At 59.7% G+C, this 23,163-nt stretch carries 20 protein-coding genes; 10 read left to right on the top strand and 10 right to left on the bottom strand.

Annotated features, from left to right (window positions below; all coding sequences use genetic code 11):
- Window positions 1-1,122: 1,122 nt before the first annotated feature.
- From LPW39_RS09675 to LPW39_RS09685, 3 genes are all read right to left on the bottom strand, one after another.
- Window positions 1,123-1,485, bottom strand: coding sequence for an HPF/RaiA family ribosome-associated protein (locus tag LPW39_RS09675; protein ID WP_133859127.1), 363 nt, complete (start codon window positions 1,483-1,485; stop codon window positions 1,123-1,125).
- 279 nt (window positions 1,486-1,764) lie between these two features.
- Window positions 1,765-2,328, bottom strand: coding sequence for a GNAT family N-acetyltransferase (locus LPW39_RS09680; RefSeq protein ID WP_230774054.1), 564 nt, complete (start codon window positions 2,326-2,328; stop codon window positions 1,765-1,767).
- 111 nt (window positions 2,329-2,439) lie between these two features.
- Window positions 2,440-2,910: an FKBP-type peptidyl-prolyl cis-trans isomerase gene (locus LPW39_RS09685; protein ID WP_230774056.1), complete on the bottom strand. Its 471-nt coding sequence runs from the start codon at window positions 2,908-2,910 to the stop codon at window positions 2,440-2,442.
- 199 nt (window positions 2,911-3,109) lie between these two features.
- Between LPW39_RS09685 and LPW39_RS09690 the strand changes: the two genes are divergently transcribed.
- The 3 genes from LPW39_RS09690 to LPW39_RS09700 all read left to right on the top strand — a co-directional run bounded on the left by LPW39_RS09690 (window position 3,110) and on the right by LPW39_RS09700 (window position 7,378).
- Window positions 3,110-3,898, top strand: coding sequence for a 3-hydroxybutyrate dehydrogenase (locus LPW39_RS09690; RefSeq protein ID WP_230774058.1), 789 nt, complete (start codon window positions 3,110-3,112; stop codon window positions 3,896-3,898).
- A gap of 278 nt (window positions 3,899-4,176) precedes the next feature.
- A complete protein-coding gene (locus tag LPW39_RS09695) occupies window positions 4,177-6,867 on the top strand; it encodes a penicillin-binding protein 1A (protein WP_230774066.1) in 2,691 nt (896 codons plus the stop codon).
- 40 nt (window positions 6,868-6,907) lie between these two features.
- Window positions 6,908-7,378 (top strand): lysozyme inhibitor LprI family protein, encoded by a 471-nt coding sequence (locus LPW39_RS09700; RefSeq protein WP_230774068.1) that lies wholly within the window; start codon window positions 6,908-6,910, stop codon window positions 7,376-7,378.
- A gap of 16 nt (window positions 7,379-7,394) precedes the next feature.
- Here LPW39_RS09700 and LPW39_RS09705 read toward each other — a convergent pair whose 3' ends face one another.
- Window positions 7,395-8,237, bottom strand: coding sequence for a siderophore-interacting protein (locus tag LPW39_RS09705; RefSeq protein WP_230774070.1), 843 nt, complete (start codon window positions 8,235-8,237; stop codon window positions 7,395-7,397).
- 407 nt (window positions 8,238-8,644) lie between these two features.
- Between LPW39_RS09705 and LPW39_RS09710 the strand changes: the two genes are divergently transcribed.
- From LPW39_RS09710 to LPW39_RS09730, 5 genes are all read left to right on the top strand, one after another.
- Window positions 8,645-12,967 carry an RHS repeat-associated core domain-containing protein gene (locus LPW39_RS09710; protein ID WP_230774072.1) on the top strand — a complete coding sequence of 1,441 codons (4,323 nt, stop codon included), beginning with the start codon at window positions 8,645-8,647 and terminating at the stop codon, window positions 12,965-12,967.
- The gene (locus LPW39_RS09715) at window positions 12,964-13,461 is read left to right on the top strand and encodes a hypothetical protein (protein WP_230774074.1); all 498 of its coding nucleotides are present in this window, start codon (window positions 12,964-12,966) and stop codon (window positions 13,459-13,461) included. Before LPW39_RS09710 ends, LPW39_RS09715 begins: the two co-directional genes overlap by 4 nt.
- 65 nt (window positions 13,462-13,526) lie before the next feature.
- The gene (locus LPW39_RS09720) at window positions 13,527-13,868 is read left to right on the top strand and encodes a hypothetical protein (RefSeq protein WP_230774075.1); all 342 of its coding nucleotides are present in this window, start codon (window positions 13,527-13,529) and stop codon (window positions 13,866-13,868) included.
- A gap of 483 nt (window positions 13,869-14,351) precedes the next feature.
- Window positions 14,352-14,813 (top strand): hypothetical protein, encoded by a 462-nt coding sequence (locus LPW39_RS09725; protein ID WP_230774077.1) that lies wholly within the window; start codon window positions 14,352-14,354, stop codon window positions 14,811-14,813.
- A gap of 49 nt (window positions 14,814-14,862) precedes the next feature.
- Window positions 14,863-15,333, top strand: a complete 471-nt coding sequence (locus LPW39_RS09730) for a hypothetical protein (RefSeq protein WP_230774078.1) — start codon at window positions 14,863-14,865, stop codon at window positions 15,331-15,333.
- 157 nt (window positions 15,334-15,490) lie between these two features.
- Here the strand turns inward: LPW39_RS09730 and LPW39_RS09735 are convergent, their stop codons facing one another.
- The 4 genes from LPW39_RS09735 to LPW39_RS09750 form a co-directional block, all read right to left on the bottom strand.
- Window positions 15,491-17,206, bottom strand: coding sequence for an FAD-dependent oxidoreductase (locus LPW39_RS09735; RefSeq protein WP_230774080.1), 1,716 nt, complete (start codon window positions 17,204-17,206; stop codon window positions 15,491-15,493).
- A 42-nt stretch (window positions 17,207-17,248) separates the two neighbouring features.
- Complete coding sequence (locus LPW39_RS09740) at window positions 17,249-18,736, bottom strand: polyamine aminopropyltransferase (RefSeq protein WP_230774325.1); 1,488 nt, start codon at window positions 18,734-18,736, stop codon at window positions 17,249-17,251.
- Window positions 18,737-19,043: 307 nt separating this feature from the next.
- Window positions 19,044-19,262 (bottom strand): DUF350 domain-containing protein, encoded by a 219-nt coding sequence (locus LPW39_RS09745; protein WP_021027983.1) that lies wholly within the window; start codon window positions 19,260-19,262, stop codon window positions 19,044-19,046.
- A gap of 68 nt (window positions 19,263-19,330) precedes the next feature.
- Window positions 19,331-20,878 (bottom strand): DUF4178 domain-containing protein, encoded by a 1,548-nt coding sequence (locus tag LPW39_RS09750; RefSeq protein ID WP_230774082.1) that lies wholly within the window; start codon window positions 20,876-20,878, stop codon window positions 19,331-19,333.
- Between the two features lie 214 nt (window positions 20,879-21,092).
- Here LPW39_RS09750 and LPW39_RS09755 point away from each other — a divergent pair, with 214 nt between their 5' ends.
- Complete coding sequence (locus tag LPW39_RS09755; RefSeq protein ID WP_230774084.1) at window positions 21,093-21,353, top strand: DUF2061 domain-containing protein; 261 nt, start codon at window positions 21,093-21,095, stop codon at window positions 21,351-21,353.
- Between the two features lie 68 nt (window positions 21,354-21,421).
- Window positions 21,422-21,721, top strand: a complete 300-nt coding sequence (locus LPW39_RS09760; protein ID WP_230774086.1) for a hypothetical protein — start codon at window positions 21,422-21,424, stop codon at window positions 21,719-21,721.
- Window positions 21,722-21,730: 9 nt separating this feature from the next.
- Here LPW39_RS09760 and LPW39_RS09765 read toward each other — a convergent pair whose 3' ends face one another.
- The gene (locus LPW39_RS09765) at window positions 21,731-22,519 is read right to left on the bottom strand and encodes a peptidoglycan DD-metalloendopeptidase family protein (RefSeq protein WP_230774087.1); all 789 of its coding nucleotides are present in this window, start codon (window positions 22,517-22,519) and stop codon (window positions 21,731-21,733) included.
- Window positions 22,516-23,151 carry an FMN-binding negative transcriptional regulator gene (locus LPW39_RS09770; RefSeq protein WP_230774089.1) on the bottom strand — a complete coding sequence of 212 codons (636 nt, stop codon included), beginning with the start codon at window positions 23,149-23,151 and terminating at the stop codon, window positions 22,516-22,518. The genes LPW39_RS09765 and LPW39_RS09770 overlap by 4 nt, the downstream gene beginning before the upstream one ends.
- Between the last annotated feature and the right edge of the window lie 12 nt (window positions 23,152-23,163).

Below are 23,163 nucleotides of genomic sequence, written 5' to 3' on the forward strand. Positions count from 1 at the left end.
AATATGAGAGTGAACCAGGAATGAGTTATGCACATTTCTCTGTCAATGATCTTGCTCTACGATGACCTACATTTGTGGATAAGTAAAGCACTTATGCATGAAAACTACAACCCATCTTCGATAGGCAACTTATCCACAAATTGACCTGTTGAAGTGAGTAAGGCACAGATTGTGGATAAATTAGTCGATGTGGTGATAAGTTATACACAGAAGTTCGTCGATTTCTCGTTTAAGACAAGCAGCTTGCGTTTTTATACACAGCTATGATGGGATAAATGCTGCTTGGAAATATGCACAAAAAATAGGCTAATCAAGCTATAAACTGTGGAAAAGCTTGTGTACAGATTGCACTTGCCGTTACCGCAGAATGAACGGCAATTTGCCCGCTTAAATAGAGAGAAGTGATGATTTGCAGGACATTATGGGTAAAACACTAATGTTTACCCGATGAAAATACCAAGGGAGTTCCATCAGGAAGACAGCTGAGTCTGTGGATATCTTTTGCAGTGGCAATGACGAGCACGGATCTTTGTCACATGTGCACAACTTGTGCATCAATCCATTGACTGACCACATAAAGATATCCACCGGTTTTTCAGCGTCTCAACGCGCCTTCGGATCGGTGCACTCAAGGTGCATTCAGCCAATTTGAATGAGCGCTATCCAGCGTTGATGGCTTGGTGACCAAGGCTGTTGGGCGCGGCGGATGTGATTGCGCAACTGAGAGAGGGCTTGGAAGAGGGCGTGCAGTCGGAACTGGGGCGCGCAGGCACGGTTCCTTATCTGCCTTGTGCACGGCTATGGTCTCGGGAAAGCGGCAGACATGCGCGCTGCAAAGCGATGAACTTCACAGCCAAGGGGAGTCTGGGTCTGGATGGCGCGATAGCTGCTGGTGCACGCCCAGGTGCAGCCGGCCATCACCTGAATAAAGACACAGCAGCCTTCCGGTGTGCAGGAGCCCGGCAAGCGGGCGCACTTTAGAGAGCCGCAGCACATCCTCTAGCCTGCAAACCCTCAGCTAGATGCGCATATCCAGCACAAACACCCCAGCCCAGACGCAAAAAAGCACCGCCAGGCGGTGCTTTGTTCAGGAGGAGGGCCTGTATCGGCCCGTTTCAGCCCTTAGGCTTCGACATCCTCATCGGTGCCGGTGCGAATGGTTTCGCGGTTGCTCTTGTCACGCATCTTGGCGATGTCGGTGTCCAGCGCACGGTGCAGCTTTTCCAGCGCAGCGTTGAAGGCTTCAGCGACCTTTTCGGCCTCGGCATTCACTGCCAAGGGTTGCCGGCCGGTGGCTCGTGTTTCCATCACGCAGCGCTTGCCTTTGCCGCCATTCTTCAGTGCGTCCACATCGGTGAGGTAAACCTCCACCCGGGTCACATATTCGCGAAAGCGCGAAAGCTTGTTTTGTACCTCGGTTTGTGCCCATTGGGAGAGGGAATCTCCACCTTGGACATTGTCGCCAGCGTGCACTTGAACTTGCATGGATGTGCTCCTTTCTCGAACGTGCTGGGCGGGCGGCCCAGCGTTGACAACTGGGTGCCGCGAAGGCCTTCGCCTTGCGGCATTAAGTTAGACACATCCTAACGCGCAAAACTGCAGCAGAGACCGCGACATGGTCAATATGCGTAAAAGCCCTGAGAAAGATCAAGCGTCCTACAGCCTCGTGGGTAGGCGTTCGGACGGCCGGGTGGGGCAGCGGTTGGCTTGAAACGCGGCAGGCCGCCCCCAGCAGACGGCCATGGCGGCAGGTCGCTGCGTGGTTTAGCCAGCTGCAAACTTTGCAGCTGGCAGGCGATACAGAACATGAGGACGCAAAGGGTGGCCTTCCGGCAGGTTAGGGTGCTCAAAGTCCCCCGCCTGGTCGCGCTCCATGCCCAGGCGCTGCATCAGCGCTTGCGAAGGCAGGTTGCTGGTGGTGGTAAAGGCGACGATTTCAGCCAGCTGCAACTGGCCAAAACCCACGGCCAGCGCTGCTTGCGCGGCCTCGGTGGCCAGGCCCTGGTGCCAGGCATGGCGTGCCAGGCGCCACATGATTTCGACGCAGGGAGAAAAAGGCAGATGGGCCTGCGGCACATGCAGGCCGACGATGCCAATAAATTGCTGGTCTTCCAACCGCTCCACCGCCCACACACCCCAACCACGCTCTGCCATCAGCGCCTCGCAGCGGTCCGCCATCGCATCGCTTTGTTCGCGGGTCAGCGGTGCAGGAAAGTAGCGCATCACCTCGGGGTCGGCCGTCATCGCGGCAAAGGCCTCCCGGTCTTGCGGCTGCCATTGGCGCAGCTGCAAGCGGGCGGTGCGGGGCTCGATCAGGGTGGCGGTCATGGGGGGCTTTCATGAAAAAAAGCGGCTGGCACGCCAGGTATCTGCGTGAGCCGCTGGGGGATCAACAACGCCAAGCGCAGCAGGTATTAAAGCGCCCTGCTGCGCCGGGTATCAATGGTGGTGGCCGTGCGCGCCATGCACATGGCGGTGGGCAATTTCTTCTTCGCTGGCAGCACGCACATCGACCACCTTGCCGCTAAAGCGCAGCGCCAGGCCGGCCAGCGGGTGGTTGCCATCCAGGTGCACTTCCGGGCCCTTGATCTTCTTGACATAGAAGGCCTGGGGCTCGCCACGGTCATTGGCGCCGCGCAGCTGGCCGCCCACCTTCACCCCGGGTGGGAACTCGCTCTTGGGGATGACGCGCACCAGGCTCTCGTCACGCACGCCAAAGGCGTCTTCCACCGCCAGATCCACGCTGGTGCTGAAGCCCACGGCCTGGCCTTCAAAAGCGGCTTCCACCTTGGGGAAGATGTTGTCATAGCCGCCATGCAGGTAGGCGAGGTTGCCGCTGTCCAGGGGCTTGCCTTGCGCATCGGTCACCTTGTATTGGATGGTGACGGCGCAGTCTTTGGTGATGTTCATGGTCTTGTTCGAAGAGTCTGGCAAAACCGCAAGTGTAGAGCTTGCTGGCGCTCATCCCTATCGCGGGGCCGGATGGCAGGGGCCGCGCCAAGGGTTTGGCGCTTGTCATGCAAACGGCTTGCTCTCCTACGGATGCATGCTGCAGTGCAGCGCGAGACTTGGGATTTGTGACCGCTTTTCCGGTCGAAAGGAAGAAGAAATGGTTCAGCAACTCGCAGGCAAGGTGGCCTATGTGACGGGCGCCGCCAGTGGCATTGGCAAGGCCATCGCCGATCTGTATGCGCAGCAGGGCGCCAAGGTGGTGATCGCCGATCTGAAGCAGGAAGCCGCCGAGGCGGCGGCCAAGGATATTGCAGGCAAGGGCGGTACCGCCCTGGGGCTGGCGGTCGATGTGACGCAGGAAGACCAGGTGGACGCCTCGGTCGAAGCCGCGGTGAAGGCCTATGGCGGCATCGATATCCTGGTGAGCAATGCTGGCATCCAGATTGTCAAGCCGGTGCAGGAATTCAGCCTGCAGGAGTGGCAAAAAATGCTGGCCATCCAGCTCGATGGCGCCTTCCTCACCACCCGCGCCTGCATCAAGCACATGTATGCGCAGGGCCGTGGCGGCAGCATCATCTACACCGGCTCGGTGCACTCCAAAGAGGCCTCCAAGCTCAAGGCCCCTTATGTGACGGCCAAGCATGGGCTCGAAGGCCTTGCCAAAGTGGTCGCCAAGGAAGGGGGGCCACAAGGGGTGCGCGCCAATGTGATCTGCCCGGGCTATGTGCGCACGCCCCTGGTGGACAAGCAGATCCCCGAGCAGGCCAAGGAGCTGGGCATCAGCGAAGCCGAGGTGATCAAGAACGTGATGCTCAAGGACACCGTCGATGGCGAGTTCACCACCGTGGACGATGTGGCGCGTGTCGCGCTGTTCTTTGCGGCCTTTCCCACCAATGCGCTGACAGGGCAGTCCCTGATCGTCAGCCACGGCTGGTTCATGGAGTGATACCGGTCTGCGGCAACACGCCAGGCACAAAGCATCGGGGGGCGCGGGCTGCCAGGCATTATCCGTCGTTAATCTGATGATTAAATCAGCTAAAGCCGCTGAAAGTCCGCTGTAGGCGCCGCGTCTGACGTTGGCAGCAGCCCACATTTGTTACATGGTTTGCAGTCTGCTTTGCACAGCCGGCAGGCGGGGAAACCCCGCCTGCCCGACAATGGCGGATTGGCCCCAGCAGCCCTGCGCGCAGCGCGATGCCGGCCCAGGCTTTGCAGACTCCTTCCATGGCGATCCCTTTTATTTCCGCTTTGACAACCACCTTGCGCCGCGCAGCGGGCGCCTTGCCCGTGCAGGCGCGGCGCCTGCGCCAGTGGCTGGCCGCGCGCAGCAAAAAGCAATGGCTGCTGGCGGTAGCGGCCTTGCCGGTGCTGCTGCTGCTCTATGTGCTGCTGCTGATTCCGCTGACGCCATCGATCGGCGATATCCAGAAAAACAAGGTCGAGGCACCGACCCAGCTGCTGTCGGCCGATGGCAAGGTGCTGGCGCAGTACAAGCGTTCCAACCGCGAATGGGTGGCCCTCAAGGACATATCTCCCAACGTCATCAACGCGCTGATCGCCACCGAAGACCACCGCTTTTATGAGCATGGCGCGCTCGATTGGCGCCGCACCTTTGGCTCGGTGTTGCACACGGCCATGGGCCGGCCCCAGGGTGGCTCCACCATCACCCAGCAGTTGGCGCGCAATATGTTCCCTGAGGAAATCGGCCGCGCCCGCTCGCTCAACCGCAAGCTCAAGGAGGCCGTGACGGCCTACAAGATCGAATCGGCCTACACCAAGGACGAGATCCTGGAGACCTACCTCAACACCGTGCCCTTTCTCTACAACGCGTTTGGCATCGAGATGGCCGCACGCACCTACTTTGACAAGCCCGCCCAGAAGCTGAGCGTGCTCGAAGCCGCCACCCTGGTTGGCATGCTCAAGGGCACCAGCTACTACAACCCCGTGCAAAACCCCGAGCGGGCCCAGCAGCGCCGCAACACCGTGCTGGCGCAGATGAACAAGCACGGCAAGCTCAGCGACCAGGATTTCGAGACCCTCAAAAAACGCGGCATCAAGCTGGATTTTGAGCGCCAGGACGAGGCCGTGGGCATGGCGCCGCATTTTGCGCAGGCGCTGCGCAAGTGGCTGATCGAATGGGCCGATGCCAACGACTACAACATCTACGCCGATGGCCTGGTGGTGCAGACCACCATCGACTCGCGCGTGCAGCAATGGGCCAACCAGGCCGTGGTGCGCCAGGGCCGCCAGCTGCAGGTGACGGCCAATGGCCTGTGGAGCAACCGCAACCAATGGACGGCCAAGAACCCGCTGGTGCAAAGCTTTGTGCGCGAAAGCGCCGTCTACCGCCAGGCGGTGGCCGATGGCCAGGACAAGGACGAAGCGCTGCAGCGCCTGCTGGCCGATGCCGACTTCATGGCCAACCTGCGCCAGGACAAGGTGCGCGTGCAAGTGGGCTTTATGGCCATGGACCCGCGCAACGCCCATGTGCTGGCCTGGGTGGGCAGCCGCGACTTTGCCATCGACCCGTTTGACCATGTCTCGCAAGCGCGCCGCCAGCCTGGCTCTACCTTCAAGCCCTTTGTCTATGGCGCCGCGCTGCAGGATGGCGCCTTGCCCAGCGACCAGCTGATGGACGAGGCCGTGCGGATTCCGCTGGGCGGCGGTCAGTTCTGGCGACCCACCGATGGCGGCCCGCCCTCCGACCAGCCGATGACCCTGGCCGATGGCCTGGCCTACTCCAAGAACACCATCACCGCGCAGGTGATGGCCAAGGTCGGCCCCGCCAAGGTGGCCAAGTTGGCGCGGGCGCTGGGCGTGCGCGACAGCAAGCTCGAAGATGTGATGTCGCTGGCGCTGGGCACCAGCCCGGTCACCTTGCAAGAGATGGTGACCGCCTATTCCACCTTGGCCAATGGCGGCGGCTACCGCGCGCCTGTCATGGTCACCCGCATTACGGACCGCGAAGGCAAGGTGCTGGCCGAGTTTGAGCCACCCGCCCCCGAGCTGGCGCTGGACAGCGGCGTCACCTATGGCTTGATCGACATGATGCGCGGCGTCATCACCAAGGGCACGGGTCGGGGTGTGGCGCGCTATGGCGTCAGCGGCGACTGGATCGGCAAGACCGGCACCACGCAAGACAATGCCGACGGCTGGTTCATGCTGGCGCACCCGGACTGGGTGGGCGGTGCCTGGGTCGGCTTCAACGACAGCCGCGTGCAGCTGAACGACTACTGGGGCCAGGGCGCCCACAGTGCGCTGCCTGTCGTCGCCGAAGTGGCGGCCGCATCGCAGCGCGCCAAGCTGGTGCAGGCACAGGCCCGCTTTGAGATGCCCGCCGAGAACAACACCTTTGTGCAGCGCCTGCGCAGCTGGATGCTGGGCTTTGGCGACAACAAGCAACCGGTCGATCCGTTTGAGCAACCGCCTGCAATGCAGCAGCTGCCCGATCGCGGCAATCCTGGTGATGCGCCTGTGATCGACGATCCCGAGGCCCACCCAATCGGCCAGAGCGGCGCGGGCCCGCGCGGCCCAAGTGGCGAGGGCGACTACCCCGTCTTCCAGAACAACCCACCGCCAGCGCAGCAGCCGCAAATGCCTGCGCAACGCCCGGCCGATGCGGGCCAGCCGCAACCCGGTGTCGTGGTGCCTGGTCCATCGCCCAACCCGGTGCCATCCAACCCGGCAACGGCGGCACCCGCCTTACCCGGTAGCGCCAGCGCGCCGCAGGGCCAGCCCTCGGGCAACCCGCCGCCGATCGAGCGCGGTGTGGTCGTCTCACCGGTGTCATCCGGCAGTGTGGGCCAACCTGCGCCCACGGCCGATGGCGGTATGGTCTGGCGCCGCGCCACACCGTCCGGCGCGGCAGCCCCACAATCCGGCAATGCAGGGATTGCGGCCAGCGAGATCAACTGATCCTATTGCTCGGTTTTTAAGCAGTTTTAAGGAGTAAACCATGGTCTTCAACAACAGCCGCCAGACCCGCTGGCCATCGATGCGTGCCACTTTCTTGGGCGCTGCCATATTGGTATCGACAGCCGCGATGGCCGTGGACAACCCCGATGCCCCCGACCGAATGGCTGCCTTTGAGCAGCGCATACAGCCGCTGGAGGCCGCCGTCGCCAACCAGAACACGACGGCCGACATGCTGCGCGCGAGCAGCGCCTATGCCAAGCAGCTTGATGTGGAACTGAACCAGATCTACCGCGAGCTGATGACCAAGGTAGGCCCTACTGGCGCACAAAAGCTGCGCGCCTCACAGCGCAACTGGTTGAGCTTTATAACCACCGAGGCCGCCTTTATCGATGGCACCTGGAACGCCAAGGACTTCGGCAGCACCTCCGCGCTGTCACGCAGCGAGTACCGCAACCGCGTCACCAAGGCACGCATCGTCCAGCTGCTGGACTATCTGCGCTCCTATCCTTGATGATGGATGTGTGCGGTCACTCTTCAATGACTTCATGCACACCGGAGCTGCCGCGCTTCCAGTAGGCCGCTGCCTTGGTCCATTTGGGGTGGGCGCCATGCTCGGCAATCAGCGCCGCACGCAGCGCCTTGGCGGCCGCCGATTCCAGCGCCACCCAGTTGTAGTAATCGCCGGCTGGCGCATCAATCTGGCGCAAAGCCGCTAGCAGCCGCTGCGCATCGCCGGCCGGCTGGCCCTGGCGGTGCACCCAGTGCACCTGCAGGTCGGCAGCGCTGTCCAGCGCTTGCTCGTCGGCCGCGTCATTCACCTCCACGACCACCACCGCCTGAGTGCCGGCAGGCAGCTCGCGCAGGCGGCGCGTGATCGCTGGCAGCGCCGCATCATCACCAATCAGCAGATGCCCATCAAACGCCGTGGGCACGATGAAGGAGCCACGCGGCCCCGCAATACCCAGTGCATGCCCAGCGGCCGCCTGCAGCGCCCAGGCCGTGGCAGGGCCGGCCTCATGCACCGCAAAGTCAATCGCCAAGGTCTGCGCCTGCGCATCGTAAGAGTGGGGCGTGTAGTCCCGCATCGCCTCGCGCATCGCGGGCGGCAGGCCTTCGCTGCCGGGTGGCGGCAACTGCAGCTCGCCATTGGCATCCGGAAACAGCAGCTTCACATGGTCATCAAAGCCCAGGCTGGTAAATCCCGCCAGGTCGGCACCCTGCAAACGGATGCGCAGCATATGCGGCGTCAGCTGCTCCACCGATTCAACGGTGGTACGGCGCAGCTTGATCTCATGGCGCGCCCGCTCAGGCGCACGCGCAGCCAACAGCTCGGGGGAAGGGGAAGTGGGAAGGCTCAGTTGCAAGGGCATGGTGTGTTCAATCCGTGTCTAAGATATATCTTTTATCTTAAATGAGAACCATTCCTGCGGCTAGGGCGGGGTGGCAATCCCTGGTTGGGGTGTGGCTATGGCGGGGGTGGGGTTGCGAAAGGGTGGGGGGTGTGCGCAAGACAGGCTCTCTTTCAGCTGCCCCATGAGGATGACCACCTAACGGGCTGCTGCATAGAGAAGCAGCGGACTCGATGCGAGATCTTCCCTTTTTTCAATTTGTTCTGTGTTGCATTTCCACTGACTTGTCAGTTGTGCGTAAGCATTGCTGCATCAAATGTAAAAACTATCAAATTTCATTAATTGATATTTTTTAAGGCGCGAGCGATTCCGGCGATGGCGCCTCGTGAATGCAAAAACCAAAAAACAGAGTTGGGAGGGATCTACACATGCCTAGCGTTATGCACTGCGGCCGAGGAACAGAGCCACCGGCCAAGCCGCCCATCACCTCGGCGTGGATACGAGGAAGTCTGTTTGCCTACCTACTCTCCAGCGCATTTTGGGCCTCGGCCCAAGGCATCTCAGGCATTGGCGCCTTCGTCCCCAACACCGAGCTGGGCTTCACCCCAGTCGCCAAAGCCGGCGAGCCACGCATCAACTGGATCAATGGCGAGTACCAAGAGAGCAACACCGACCTGAGCGTCAAAGTGCTGGGCGGCAGCTTGGACATTGCCCGCTCCTGGAGCCAGGGGCGCTGGTGGCTCAACCCCGCCTGGGCACCGCTCAGCTTTGAGCTCGATCCGCTGGGCAGCGACGCCAAAGTGATCGAACGGGTGGGAGTGCTCTACGAGCGCAGCGGCCAAAGCGATCTGTACATGGCCAAGAGCAAAGGCAATGCGCCCGTTTACATCAAACGACTCAAAGATGCCGCAGGCCAGCACACCGGCTGGCAGTGGTACGACCGCTTTGGCAACACCATCAACTACAACCAAGATGGCGTCATCCAAAGCTATGCCAACGCCAGCGGCGTCAAAGTCAGCTTCGCCTATGACAGCGCCACCAGCGCCCGTATCCTGGACCACTTTGACAAGACCATCTACACCGTCACCATGGCGGGGGGCCTGATCACCAAGATAGAAGACCTGGCCGGGCGCAGCGTCAGCTACCAATGGGCGGGCCAGCGCCTGGCTCAGGTCACTGACGTCATGGGCCACACCTGGAAGTACGAGTACGACGCCAACGGCCAGATCACCAGCCGCACCGACCCGCTGGGCCTCAAGATCAGCGCCCAGTACATCCAAAGCATTCCCGCGCCCGAGCCCATGCTGAGCCTGGGCAAGAAGGGCGTCACCATCGACCCCACCGGCACCAGCGGCACTACGCAAAAACTGGCCAATCTGTGGGGCGGCGGGCGCGTGGGGCAGTTTGATGGGCAAAGCGGCTGCGCATCCACGGGCGCCAACAACTACCTGCGCGAGCGCCGGGTGTTTGAAGTCACCTACACCGACTGCCGGGGCAACGCCACCGTCACCCAGTACGACCTGCAAGGCAACGAACTCAGTCGTACCTTCAACGGTAAAAAGACCGCCTCCAACCAATGGGATGGCGCTTACCAACAGAAGTACACCAATGCCCGGGGCTACAGCACCACCACGACCTACGACAGCAACTACCAACCGCTGCAAATCACCCACCCCGATGGCAGCGTGGAGAAGTACACGTACGAGCCCGTGTTTGGACGGCAGAGCAGCTACACCAACCAGCTGGGGGTTGTGAGTACCTGGCGGTATGACAGCAAGGGGAATGTGACCGAATGGGTGGAGGCCAAAGGCCTGCCCGAAGAGCGCACAACCCTCTACACCTACGACCAACACAGCCAACTCACCAGCACCACCAAGGGCGCGGGGGATGCGACCAAGGCGGATGCCATTACCCAAAGCTGGCAGTACGACAGCGCGGGCAACGTCACAACTCAAACCGATGGTGAGGGGCATGCCAGAAAGATGGCGTATGACTTGCGGGGGGCACCCACCAGCAGGACTGATGCATTGAACCGCACAACCAGCCTGGAGGTGGATGCCGCTGGCAATGTGACCAAGGCCACCAACCCGCTAGGCCACGCCACCCAAATCCGCTATGACGCCAGAGGCAGGCGAACGCATGTCATCAGCCCGATGGGCAACACCCAGATCACCCGCTATGACCAAAGAGGCCGGGTGATTGAGATCCTGGCGCCTGGTGAGAACGAAGGTGCCGGTCGCAGGACCGTGTATGACAGCAACGGCTGGCCGATTCAGTCCATCAGCCAAAGCGGCTTGGTCACGGAAACCACCTATGACGAGAGAGGCCGCATCCAAGCCACCAAGGACCCTGCACGCAACACCACCCGCTACGAATACGGGGCAGATGATACTGAGCAGGCAGGGCTGCTGATTGCAACCCAGTACCCCACTTACAAAGAGACCTACCGGTATGACCAGCAAGGGCGGCAGATCGTCACTATGCAGCACCTTGGGGGAAACGAAACTCGCACACAAAGCCAAACCTACGATGTGCTGGGTCAGCGTGTGGCGAGCACCGATCCAGGAGGCAAGACAACGTTGGTTGAGTACGACGCGCTGGGCAGAAAGAGCCAGAGCACCGATCCCGCAGGGCAGACCACAAGTCAAAGCTGGAACGCCTTTGACCAGTTGACCAGCCTCAGGGATGCCAACGGCAACACCCACCGTTTTGAATACGACAAGGTGGGCAGGCAAATCAAAGAAGTCCGTCCCATGGGCGGAGCCATTGCTTACCGCTACGACGCTGCCCACCAACTGATCTTGCGGACCGATGCGGGAGGCAACACAAAGGCCTATGTCTACGATAGTGCGGGACAGATGGTGGCGGAAGAACACAAGATCGGAGGCAGCACGCCTGACCAGCGGATCGCCTACCAATACCACAAGGATGGGCAGCTCACCGCTTACGAACAAAAAGATGGTGCAGCAAACCTCATCAGCAGCGTCATATACACACAAGACCCTCAAGGGCGCACAGTACAAAGCCAGACGACGTATGGCAAGGTGGATGACTCAGGGAGCTTCAACTTCACCACCGGCCAAAGCTTCAACAGCGACGGCCAGCTGGCAAGCCAGACCTACCCCGACGGCAGCACGCAAACCTATAGTTATAACAATGGGCAGCTTGCCCAGATCACCCTGCCGAACGGCAGTGAAATCCGCTACCAAAACTACCAGTGGAACGTTCCCACCAGCATCCAAACCCCAGGCGCTGCCAAATCCTTGGCGCTGGATGCCCTGCAACGCCCCACCCGCATCCAGGTCAAAAACAGCAGCGACCAGGTTCTGGCCAGCAAAGCCTACCAATACGACAAGGCCGGCAATATCACCCAGATCGACAGCGACCTGGGCACCACCCAATACGGCTATGACAGCTTAGACCGCCTCACCCAGGCGACGCCAGACCAAAGCCTGCAGGGCCTGGGCCTGCCCAGCGAACAATATGGCTATGACGCCGTAGGCAACCGCACCAGCAGCGCGCACCAGCCGGGCACCTGGAGCTATAACGCCGACAACCAAATGGTCCGCTACCCCAGCAAAACGCCGTTTAGCCCAAGCCCTGCGGTAGACACCCAGGTGAGCTACACCCCGCAGGGCCATACCCAGCAGGAAACGAGTGGGCAGGACAGCAAGACCTACCGCTACAACGCCGCCGAGCGGCTGATCACCTACGAGAGCAGTGATGGCACGCAAGCCCATTACCGCTATGACCCGTTCGGCCGCAGAATCAGCAAGAGCGTGACCAAAGACGCGGCCATGCAAGTGACCTACCTTATCTACAGCGAGCAGGCGCTGATGGGGGAGTTGGATAAGGATGGCACGTTGCAGCTGGCTTATGGGTTCAATCCCGTTTCCGGGCAGCAAGGGTCATGGAGTACTGACCCCATCTGGCAAGCCGAAGCTGTTAATGGCAGCTTGAGCAAGCCTGACACGGCTTACCACTACCTGTATACGGATCACCTGGGGACACCTCATATCGCGACAGATAAGACGGGGGCGATCACGTGGAAAACTATTGCGGAATCGTTTGGTGCGATGGAGGAAGTCGAAAACTCAGTGCGGGTGAATTTGAGATTTCCGGGGCAGTATTGGGATGAAGAATCCGGAAAGCATTATAACTTCTACAGATACTATCGATCTGAAACTGGTAGATATATGAAGTCAGACCCTGTTGGTCTTAGCGCTGGAGTTAATTTCTATGGTTACGGATTTGCAAATCCTCTATATTTCATTGATTCTGTTGGCCTAAAAGCACAAGTTTGCTGCATACAGATCGTCTCGGTGATAGGGGTAAAAGCCTATCATTGTTTTATAAACGAAGTTGAAGACGAAGCAAAACAACCTTGTGAAAATTGCCACTCCCAGACTCGAACACTAGGGCTTCAGGGGCCACCTCCTTTGGGAACCTCTACAAATGGTAATGGCGAGAAGATGATAAACGATCCATTTAATAATGCTGCAAATTCTATATGCGGTCCATGGGTGGAAAATTGTGAATTAAATAAATGTCTATCAAAGGAATATGAAGCTTATAGCAATCCTTCCAACTACAGACTGCTCGGCCCTAATAGCAATACTTTCGCATATACGCTCGCATCGAGATGTGGAGTCCCTGAACCCGCTAACCGTCCTTGGTCCCCAGGCTGGGGGCATAGACCAGCAGGCCCTCCTGAAGAGACAAACTCCAACTCTAATTATGGCTCCGCATGATAAAAATAGTTTTTCTATCTTTCTTTGTCACTGGTTGTACTTTATTTGTGAATTATGACTATTTCTCACAGCGAATAGCGCGTATCGACACAAGTAAGAGTGGTGCTATTTCAGTAGAAACTATATTGCATAAAGGTAGAAATGAATTGCATTTCTATGCGAGAGGCTATGATTGTAATTCCCCATTAATTGGTAATATTGTCGTTTCAATAAATGTAGGCGGTGATGAAAAAATCACAGATTTAAAATTGAGTGAATTAACGTGGCCTAGGCGAGGAAGTGATTATGAGTGTGTGCCATTGGGATTCTATAACACGAAAAATGGACGGCCTTTCAGTATAGTGCTGGAAAATAAAGAGAAGGTGATATTTCATTTTAAAAACGATATCGCGACGTCCGGAAGTATTGTTGAGGTATGGGTTGCGTATGATTCAAGGCTTAGTTTAGGATATGTTGAAAAGCACCGAGCACGTATAAAGGGCGGTGGTCATTAGCAAAGAGTGATAATGAAAGTGGGCAAAATTAGGATGATATATTGCTAAGAAAAGACAAGGGGGTCATGACTAATGATCCTTTGCAGTCTGCATTCCAGATGCTTGCGGACTTTAAGAACGGCAGTATCACATATCGTATTAAGATGAACAGCGAACAGATATTCTTATTGAGAATATTGTGCGAAGATCTATTGCCAGGTCAGGATTTTGAGTGGAAAAATTTAGAGTGCATAATCATTAAAATTATGCGTGCAGATAGTTTATGGAATAAAAGATGCCAATTGGCAATCAGCGACTTTTATTCGATGCGCCAATCCGGCCGAAAAAATGAGGCGCGCGAGATTCAAGAGAATTTTATTGAGGCATGCCCCTCTTCATGGTATCGGAAATTTATTATTGACCTATAGATGCTGGGCATTGCCTTAAATTTGCAAGCAAGACTAATCAGGAAAAATGGGGTTTATGCATATAGGGAGGAAGTTATTTGTAATTACTACAGCATGCAATTTTGTTGTGCTGTATGTGTACACTTTTGGAATCTATCTCCTGCTGACTCCGGTGTACCTTGTTATATCTATTCTGCTGTTCCATATTGATTTCTCTCAAAAGATAATCAATCTTCAAACAGCCGCTGCACTATCTTTAATAATTTCGATTGCAGAATCATTTTTGGTGGCTAAAATAAATATTTTGGCTATTTTGTTTAAGAAAGACTTTGAGTTCTTTCGTATGAACGATTCAGAATTTAATTTGTTTATCTTTCAAATCATTCTTTTTTCGATTTGCAATTTTTTATTGATATTCTTAAGCGCTAAAAGATAAATGGGTGAAAAAGATAGTTATCACATTTGATAACTATTGGCTAGGTGAGAGAATGCTTATAAGGATAAATGATGGTTTTGAATAATGTGCGAAAAATTTTGTTTCTTGCAATAATTTTGTTTTCTAGATCATCTTTATCTGATAGTAGCTGTCCAGTAGATTTCATCTTGATAGAAAAAGGCAGCGGAAGTCTTGAATTAGGTCTCAAGAATAATATGAGTAAACCTCATGAAATTCAATACGACCGACTACCGTGGGTGCTTTCGTCTGGTGGTGTGGAATTTCATGTGTTTGTTGACCGCAAAAGAATCCAACAGGTGCATGGGGTCGGACGAAATACATTGATTTTAAAATTGGGTCCTAAATCTTCAATCTCTAGTGAGGTTAATATTGGTTATTTATCCTCGCTTTACTCTGGAATTTCTAGTGATAGAGTTTCAATTGCATGGGAATACAATATTCCAAATAGTGAGATTTTTGAAGAGCATTGCCGTCGTTTCGAGGGTGTGCTCAAGTCTCCTCCGACATAAAACTATCAAATCATAAATTGGATTTTTAATGCTGCAAATGTGAGAGCTAATGATAAAGGTGATTGATATTAGATTTTTATGGGCGCTGGTTGGCTTAAGCGCATCGGTTCAGGCGTGCCCTGTGCATGTTAGCGTTGAGCCAAAAAATAACGATGTGTTAGTCGTTTCGATCGATAACATCTCGTCCCAAGACTTGGGCATTCTCTACGATTTTTTTCCTTGGTCCATATTCGGTTTTGGAATAAACTACTCTGCGAAATACAGAGACGCAAAAACAGAAATTAGACCTATATATGCGTTTGGGCATCGTTCGGAGATTGTTGTGCTAAAGGCAAATTCCTCTTTGAAGCAAGAAGTATCTTTATACAAACGTTTTCAGAATTTAAGATCAGACGCTGGAATGGCTGACGTAGCATGGAGCTACAGATTTGCGGCGCCGGGGATAGGCACCGATGTCTGTGCGATATTCAAAGGCCAGTTTTCTATTTTTGAAACACCCACCAAACGGACTTCAGAATGAAGTCGTTCGACCAATAGCATTTGGCGGTGGTGGGTTCACTGCTTACTGGGATGCGGCGAGAGGAATGTACAGATGGAATGCCAGCAGTCGTTTTGCTGCTTCTCTCAGCGCCTGCGCCAACCCGAACCCGATCTTGGCGCAGATTCCAAAGCACCCATCACCCCACCCCCACCCCCGCATACAACCCCCGCGTAAACGCCTCCTCAAACACCGAATACCCTGACCAATCACTGTGCGCAAAATGCAGGCGCCCGGTGCTGGGGGTCGGCAGGGCTTGGATGCGCTCGCCGTTGATCAGCGCTGGGCGCTTGGCGCTGCTGGCAGGTTGGCCGATGCGGCTCAGCACGGTCTGGGTGCCGGGGCGGGGGATGGCCATCGCGTGGCCGTAGCGCATGACCTCGACATGGGTGGTTTTTTCGTAGATGTCGGCGTGCGCGCGGGCCAGGGTGGCCAGGGTTTGGTCGCGGGCGGCCTCCCAGCTTTGGGCCAGCAGTTGCTGGCGGGCGCTGCGGGCGCTGGCGCCGGGCTGGTTGCCGCCCAAGGCGCGGTAGCAGGTCAGCACGGTGGGCAGTTGCTGCATTGCATTGAGGCGCTGGTGGCCGGCGTTGACGTAGCCCAGGCCGCCGTGGGCCACATCGTCGTACAGCACATTGTCCCAGGCCAGTTCGGCGCCGGGGCGGTCGCGCAGCGGCGCGCGGATATGCACATTGGTCACCTGCCAGGGTGCCCAGTCCAGCGCCTGCACGGCGGCGCGCAGAAAGTCGGGTGGGTCTTGCACCACATGGGCCGCGATGAAGGTCGGCAGCGCCACGATGCAGTGCGCGGCCTGCCAGCGCTCCATGCTTTGGTTGGCGTGGTTGAAGCTGTCGATCTCCACGCCTTGGCGCGTCTCGGCAATCCGCATCACCGTGTGGCCGCTGTGCAGCCAGCCGGCGGCCTGCACCGGGGCCGCGAGCTGCTCGCTGAGCCAGCCATTGCCTTGCGGCCAGGTCAGCACGCTGTCATGCGCATCGTCCGGCATGCCTGGCGCCTGAAAGCCGTGGCGGCTGGCAAAGTAGTGCAGGCCGGCCCAGGCTGATACCTGGGCGCAGCCTGCGCCAAAGTCGTCCTGGCAGGCATAGTCCAGGTACCAGCGCAGGTGCGGGTCGTCCAGCTGCTGCTGGGCCAGCCAGGTGTCAAAACGGATCGCATCCAGTGCCTGGTGGGCGGGGGCCAGGCCGCCTTGGGCCTGCCAGCTGCGCATCGCTGGCATGCTGAAGGGCTGGGCGCGCATGGCGCTGTCCACCAGCTGGGCAAAGCGCTGGTACTGGGCGATGGTGCTGGCGGCCACATCCTGCGTGGGCAGCAGGCCTTCCTGCCATTCGCCGTGGATAAAAAGGCGCTCCTGCGGGCTGAAGCACAGGTACTCGTCTTTGTACTGCCAGCGGCCGGCCACGCGCTGGCGCACGCCCAGCTCTTCGAGCAGGTCCTGCACCTCGGGGGCCTGGTCGCCAGGCACCGGCAGGTAATGGGCGCCTAAGGGGCAGCGCAGGCCTTGCACGGTGCCGCCACGGCTGTTGCCGCCGGCCTGGTCTTCCAGCTCCAGCAGGGCCACATCGCTGGCGCCTGCCAGGCGCAAGGCGCGAGCGGCTGATAGCGCGGCAATGCCGCCACCGGCAATCAGCACCTGCACGCGGTGGGTTCGGCTGGGTGCGGGCAGCGGCAGGCCTTGCGCCAGGCGGTCGCGCATCGCATGGCCGCGCTCCCAGGCCTGGCCCACAAAGCCGCCTTGGATATGGGCGGCGCTGGTGCTGGGTGGCGCGGGCTTGCAGCCGGCCAGCGCGCTGCTGCCAGCCAGCGCGGCGGCGCCTTTCAGGACGGAGCGGCGCTGCATCACTGGGCGGTCCGCAGTGGGCAAGGGTGGCAGGCCGTCATGTCAGTGCGCCACCTTGCCCCATTCGCGCTCATAGGTGTGCACCAGCACCTGGTTGGACAGGCGGTTCACCTCGGTCGGCACCCGCGCCATGTCGGGCGGGAAATCAAACAACAGCGGCAGGCTGGGCAGGCTCAAAAAGCGCATGCCTTCGGGCAAGCTGCTCGGCAGGCTCCAGGGGCGGCGGCTGGCAATCACAAAGCCCCATTCGCCAAAGCTGGGCACATGGGCGTGGTATGGCGTGGCCTGCATGCCCACCGATTCGACGGTGGTCACCACGGTCCAGAAACTCTCGCGCGCGATCAGCGGTGACGTGGTCTGGATCACCGCAAAACCGCTGGCGGCCAAATGCTGGCTCAGCATTGCGTAAAAGCTGTTGGTGAACAGCTTGCCCACCGCAAAATTGGTCGGGTCGGGGAAGTCCACGATGATCACATCGAACACCTCGTCGGCCTTCTGCAGCCACTGGAAGGCGTCGGCATTGATGATGCGCACCTTGGGGTCGTTCAAGGCATTGCTGTTGAGCGCCTGCATGCTCGGCACGTTCTGGAACAGATCGGTCATCTGCGGGTCCAGCTCGACCAGGGTCACCGATTCGACCGAGGGGTACTTGAGCACCTCGCGCACGGCCATGCCGTCGCCACCGCCAAACACCGCCACCTTGCGCGGCGCGCCAAAGCGGCTCATCACCGGGTGCACCAGGGCCTCGTGGTAGCGGTATTCATCGCTTTGGGCAAACTGCAGGTTGCCGTTCAGGTACAGGCGCGCGCCGCGCTTGCCCTGGGTCACCACAATGCGCTGGTAGGGCGTGGTGCGCGCCAGCACAATGGGCTCCTGGTAGAAGTGGTCCTCGGTCAGCGAAGTCAGGCGCTCGGCGCCCACCAAGCCGCCCAGCAGGGCGGCAATCACCAGGCCGCAGGCCAGCACATGGCTGCCAAAGCGGCGCAGCTCTTCCTTGAAGAGAAACAGCGCCCATACTGCCACCAGCGCATTGAGCAGGCCAAACACCAGCCCGGTGCGGATCAGTCCCAGGTGCGGCACCAGCAGCAGCGGAAAGGCCAGCGACACCGCCAGCGCGCCCAGGTAGTCAAAGGTCAGCACCTTGGAGACCAGATCGCGCAGCACCACATTGCGCTTGAGGATGCGCATCACCAGCGGTATCTCCAGCCCCACCAGGGTGCCCACCACCAGCACCGTGCCGTACAGCATCCAGTGGAAGGCGCTGGGCACATAGGCGTTGATGATGGACAGCACAGCAGGCAAGGCCCCGCCCACCAGCGCCACCATCAGCTCGATGCGCAGAAAATGCGCTGGCAGCTCACGCACCAGGTAGCGCGACAGCCAGGAGCCGATGCCCATCGCAAACAGATAGGTGCCGATGATGGTGGAGAACTGCAGCACCGAATCGCCCAGCAGGTAGGACGCGAGCGCTGCTGCGGCCAGCTCATACAGCAGGCCGCAGGCCGCCACCACAAAGACGCTGAACAGCATCGCCACTTCCAGCGGGCTGGCGCGCCGCACGCCGCCTTCCGGCAGGGCGGCATGGCCAAACTCCAGCGCGTCGCCCGCGCCCAGGGGGCTATTCGGACTGGGGCTGGGGGATGCGTTGGCAGAAGGGGTGGCGGGGGTGGAGGTCGACACGGGCGAGAGCTGCAGAAGCCTTGCAAGGCGCGCAGGCGCCCGCAGTGTTGGCTGAAAAAGAGAAAAAAGACAGGGCGCCTGCGTACAAAACAGGCGCCACTAGCGTGGCAAAAGGCGCCTGACAGCGTTGGCTATCAGCGCCCGCGCAGGATCAGTGCTAGCCGATCGCCGCTGCCACGATGATGCTGATGCCCAGGCTCATCGCGGCCACCACCACGCCCAGCGCAAGGTTCTGCTTTTCCACAATCTCGGCCCACATGTCTACGGGGGTGATCTTGTCGATGATCAGAAAGCACAGCCAGAAGACCACCACGCCCACCATGGCGAACAGGATGGAGCCAAAAAACGCCGCAGGGCGGAACCATTCCAAATCCATCACAACTCTCTCCTTCGTCAAAAGCGCGCCCGGCTTGGGCTGTGCGCCGTGCTGTTGCCAGCGATTGTTTATTTGTGGCTGCCGCCGGAGCTGTAGCCACCCCATGAACCGCTGGACGACCGGCCGCTGCCCGTGCTGCTGCTGCACTTGCTCACATAGGTCGGGTCGGCGGCCAGTTTGCGCCGCTCCAGCGCAGTATCGCAGCCCTTGGGCCACAACCAGATGAGCAAAAAGAACAGCAGGAACAGGCCGATGATGACCGGCATGCAGCCGAGCTTGGGCACCGTGAAACTGCTGGTCTCGGGTTTGAACAGCGCCACCTGGTCGCTCATGCCAAAGGCCGAGGCCACCGACTCGGGCGTCATCTTGCGGCCCAGCGACCAGCTCAGCTCATGCGGGCCCTGTTCCAGGTTCAGCAGCTGCGCCCCATCCTTGCCCCGGGCAAAGTCCACATTGTCGGTCTTGTCGCCCCGGGCCACCGGCCAGTAGAACTCGCCCAGCACATAGGTGGTCTCGGCGCGGTAGCGCGATTGCAGCTGGTAGGTCTGCTGCTTCCAGGTCGCCGTGCTGCGGCCTGCGCGGTAGTCGGGCGCGCCGGTCAGGGTCTTGACCAGGCTCCAGCCTTCGCTGCTGTTGACCAGGAACTGGAAGCCCTGCTGGCTGTGGTAGAGCAGGTACTCGTCCCAGCCAAAGTATTCGTCGTCATCGGGCTCGATGCCGATGCGGTGCTGAAAGCCCACCAGCTGCCATTTGCTGCCGCCCAGGGTCGCTATCTTGCCCAGCGGCACCAGGGGCTTGACCGGGTCCTTCTGCATCGCCGCGCGCAGCTCGCCGCCAATGCCTTGCGATACATCGATGAGCGAGCCGCAGCTCGGGCAGGTCAGGCTCTGGGTGGTGTCCAGCTTGATATCGACCCGCGCCGCGCAGCGCGGGCAGTTGAAGTGCCGGCCCTGGTCCTTCTTGTTGGACGTGGTCTTCAGCCCTGCAATCTTGAGCGAGCCCAGCAGCACCGGCGCGCCCAGGTAGACCGCAGGTGGGTTGTCGCTGTAGTCGATGGACAGCACCTTGTCGTCTTCGGTGCGCAGCTCCACCACGGTAAAGGGCTTGCCCAGCTCGGGCTGGTGCGGCATCTCGCCCTCGGCCGCTATCAGCTGGGCCAGCACCACGCTGGTTACGCTGTACTGCACGCCGCTGATCGCAATGCTCTGGCCCGGTTGCCAGCGGTCGGCCGGCGGCAGGTTCTTGGTGGCGGCCTGGCTGGCGCGGCTCAGCACAAACTGGCCGTTGTCCTCGCTGATGACGGCGGTCTCGCCGCTGTCGCCCAGCGCCAGCCACTCGTTCCAGCTGCCGGTCTCGCCCTTGTACTGCAGCCGGCCTACCAGCCGAAAGCCTTCGCTGCCCTTGGCGAACTGGCCGGTCTGGTTCAGCTTGAGCGGGCTGTAGTCGTTGAAGACCTCGGCCATCTTGCCGATGCGCTTCAAGACATCGCCATTGCGCACGATGGAGCTTTGGCAATACGGGCAGACCGCAAACACCGACTGGGCACTGGCAAATTCCACAGGTGCACCGCAACCCGGGCAGGGTGCCGTATAGCTGCGTTGCTGGTCCGTCGTCATAGGTCGTCTGGCTTGTTATGAAGGTGTTATTACGTCGCCCGGTTGGCAACCGCACCGCATCATAGCGCAGGCCTTGGCGGGTGGGACGCCTGCCTGCGACTGGCGGTATTAGCCAAGCCTATGGTTTTTTTAGCGAGGATTCATTGGCCTTTGCCATTGCTAATACATATCATTTACAGAACCGCCATTGATGAATTGAAAGAAAGAGCCCGCCATGTCCTCCCTCCGCCGCAGCCTGCAGAACAACCGCCAAACGCTGAAGAAGACCGCCAGCTACTACCTGATCCACATCACGGTGGCCGCGATGGTGGCCTATGCCGTTACCGGCAACCTGATCGCCTCGCTCACGCTGAGCCTGTTGGAGCCCACGGTGCAGGCCTTTGCCTTCTTCTTCCATGAAAAGGCCTGGCAGCGCTGGAATGCGCGCTCGGCTGCTGCGGTGGCAAGCGCGCCCGTGGCCGTGCAAGTCAGCTGACAGGCCCCCTGACAGCAGCGGCCGGATGTGCGACAGTAGCGCATTGCCGCTACCCACAGGATGCACCGATGACCCCCTCCATTTCGCGCAAGCGCTTTTCCTTCGCTGCCTGGCCCGCCCTCTGCGCCGCCGTGCTGGCGTTGCAGGGCTGCGATGTGGTGGCGCCCATTGGCAGCAATGCCGTGCTGTCGGACCAGGCCATTGCCGAGAAGACCGCCAACTACTTCAGCAGCACGGAGGCCCATGTGCAGGTCTTCGGCTTTGACCGGCAGCGTGAATCGACGCGCTACCAAGCAAGCTTTCAAGGCAACAAGTACAACTGCTCGATCTACATGAACCAAGTGCGCTGCGACCCGGCTGGCCAATAAGCGAGGCCCTCAGCCGCGCAGCGCCTCATCATCGGCGCGCAGCAGCGGCGCCGGGTTGGGGAAGATGTCCTGCCAGACCGGCGCAAAGGCCTGTTCGCCGACACCAGGCGCATCGCTGAAGTCGGGCAGGCGCAGCAGGCACAGCTGCAGGTGCAGATGGGGCAGCCACCAGCCGTTCTCTGCAAAGTCGCCCAGTTGGGCAAACTCGCTGCCTGCGGCAATCTGCTCGCCCGGCTGCCAGCGCTGGGCCGATGCATGGCTCAGATGCCCCCAGATGCTGAAAAACTCTGGGTGCGCAGGGCCCTGGTGGCGCAGCACCAGCATGCCGCCATAGTCCAGGCGGATATCACGCACTTCAGCCACCACCACCTCTGCGGCCAGCGGCAGCCGCAGCGCGGTGCCCGCTGGCGCAAACAGGTCCAGGCCCAGGTGGCAGTCGCGCATCGCGCCTGCCAGCCGGGTGGATGCGTAGTTACTGCTTTGGTAAACGCAGCGCTGCTCCATCCAATGGCCTACACCCATCTCAAACCCTTGGCGCTGCTGCAGGGCCTCGTAGGCGCGGATGGCGCCCTCGCGGTCCATGCTGGCGCTGGCGGCGGCCACGGCAGAGTCAGCGCTGCGGAAATCGACGTGGCCCATGCGCGCCTGTGCCAGGCCGGGCATCAGCCCACTCCAGCTGCCGCGCTGCTGCGCCACCCAGGCATGGAAGGCGGCAGCCTCCGGCACGGCGCTGAGGCCGCTTTGGTGGCGCGCAATGGCCTGGGCGATGGGGTCGGTCTGTGTGTCGGCGGTGGTCATGGTTGTTGGAGTTGGCAGTGTTGCTCTATGGTATCGGCCAGCGCATGCTGGTTCTGCTCGCGCAGGCGCGGCACGGCGCCGCGCATGTCAGCCGGGCGCTCGTCCTGGCCGAGCTTGAACTTGGCTTCACAGCGCGCCACCGGCATCTCATAGCCCACAATGCCGGGCAGGCGCCGCTCCAGGCCGCCGGGGCCCAGCTCGCTGCTGTCCCAGGGGCAGCGGCGGCCACGCTCCATATGGCCCACCAGGTCCTGCAGGTGGGCGACCAGTTCATCTTCTTCCAGTATGCGCGGGGTGCCATGCAGGTGCACCACCTGGAATCCCCAGGTCGGCGCGCTGTCGCGATGCGGGTAGTTGGGGTACCAGGACGGCGAGATATAGCTGCCCGGGTCCATCAGGATGGCGATGCTCGGCAGGCCCTGGCGCAGAAAGCGCACATGGTCGCTGGCCGATGCCACATGCGACACCAGGGTGCCCAGCGCGCCGCGCGTGGTGTCGAGCCGGAACACCGGGTGGGACAGCGCCACGCCTTCGCTGTGCGGCGTAATCAAGGTGCCCAGCACCACGCGGTCGACCAGCTCCTTGATCTGCGCGGGCTGCTGGGGTTGGTAATAGGGTTTGGTGTAGAGCATGAGAGGGGCGGG

This window comes from Comamonas koreensis (assembly GCF_021026195.1).
Taxonomy (GTDB): domain Bacteria; phylum Pseudomonadota; class Gammaproteobacteria; order Burkholderiales; family Burkholderiaceae_C; genus Comamonas; species Comamonas koreensis.

What these genes read in the sequence shown, in the direction of transcription:
- LPW39_RS09705 (WP_230774070.1), bottom strand. Translation starts at nt 8,237, where the DNA reads ATGCCCTTGCAACTGAGCCTTCCCACTTCCCCTTCCCCCGAGCTGTTG.
- LPW39_RS09695 (WP_230774066.1), top strand. Translation starts at nt 4,177, where the DNA reads ATGGCGATCCCTTTTATTTCCGCTTTGACAACCACCTTGCGCCGCGCA.
- LPW39_RS09740 (WP_230774325.1), bottom strand. Translation starts at nt 18,736, where the DNA reads ATGCTGTTCAGCGTCTTTGTGGTGGCGGCCTGCGGCCTGCTGTATGAG.
- LPW39_RS09685 (WP_230774056.1), bottom strand. Translation starts at nt 2,910, where the DNA reads ATGAACATCACCAAAGACTGCGCCGTCACCATCCAATACAAGGTGACC.
- LPW39_RS09765 (WP_230774087.1), bottom strand. Translation starts at nt 22,519, where the DNA reads ATGACCACCGCCGACACACAGACCGACCCCATCGCCCAGGCCATTGCG.
- LPW39_RS09690 (WP_230774058.1), top strand. Translation starts at nt 3,110, where the DNA reads ATGGTTCAGCAACTCGCAGGCAAGGTGGCCTATGTGACGGGCGCCGCC.
- LPW39_RS09760 (WP_230774086.1), top strand. Translation starts at nt 21,422, where the DNA reads ATGACCCCCTCCATTTCGCGCAAGCGCTTTTCCTTCGCTGCCTGGCCC.
- LPW39_RS09680 (WP_230774054.1), bottom strand. Translation starts at nt 2,328, where the DNA reads ATGACCGCCACCCTGATCGAGCCCCGCACCGCCCGCTTGCAGCTGCGC.
- LPW39_RS09715 (WP_230774074.1), top strand. Translation starts at nt 12,964, where the DNA reads ATGATAAAAATAGTTTTTCTATCTTTCTTTGTCACTGGTTGTACTTTA.
- LPW39_RS09755 (WP_230774084.1), top strand. Translation starts at nt 21,093, where the DNA reads ATGTCCTCCCTCCGCCGCAGCCTGCAGAACAACCGCCAAACGCTGAAG.
- LPW39_RS09770 (WP_230774089.1), bottom strand. Translation starts at nt 23,151, where the DNA reads ATGCTCTACACCAAACCCTATTACCAACCCCAGCAGCCCGCGCAGATC.
- LPW39_RS09745 (WP_021027983.1), bottom strand. Translation starts at nt 19,262, where the DNA reads ATGGATTTGGAATGGTTCCGCCCTGCGGCGTTTTTTGGCTCCATCCTG.
- LPW39_RS09720 (WP_230774075.1), top strand. Translation starts at nt 13,527, where the DNA reads ATGACTAATGATCCTTTGCAGTCTGCATTCCAGATGCTTGCGGACTTT.
- LPW39_RS09700 (WP_230774068.1), top strand. Translation starts at nt 6,908, where the DNA reads ATGGTCTTCAACAACAGCCGCCAGACCCGCTGGCCATCGATGCGTGCC.
- LPW39_RS09675 (WP_133859127.1), bottom strand. Translation starts at nt 1,485, where the DNA reads ATGCAAGTTCAAGTGCACGCTGGCGACAATGTCCAAGGTGGAGATTCC.
- LPW39_RS09730 (WP_230774078.1), top strand. Translation starts at nt 14,863, where the DNA reads ATGATAAAGGTGATTGATATTAGATTTTTATGGGCGCTGGTTGGCTTA.
- LPW39_RS09750 (WP_230774082.1), bottom strand. Translation starts at nt 20,878, where the DNA reads ATGACGACGGACCAGCAACGCAGCTATACGGCACCCTGCCCGGGTTGC.
- LPW39_RS09735 (WP_230774080.1), bottom strand. Translation starts at nt 17,206, where the DNA reads ATGCAGCGCCGCTCCGTCCTGAAAGGCGCCGCCGCGCTGGCTGGCAGC.
- LPW39_RS09710 (WP_230774072.1), top strand. Translation starts at nt 8,645, where the DNA reads ATGCCTAGCGTTATGCACTGCGGCCGAGGAACAGAGCCACCGGCCAAG.
- LPW39_RS09725 (WP_230774077.1), top strand. Translation starts at nt 14,352, where the DNA reads ATGATGGTTTTGAATAATGTGCGAAAAATTTTGTTTCTTGCAATAATT.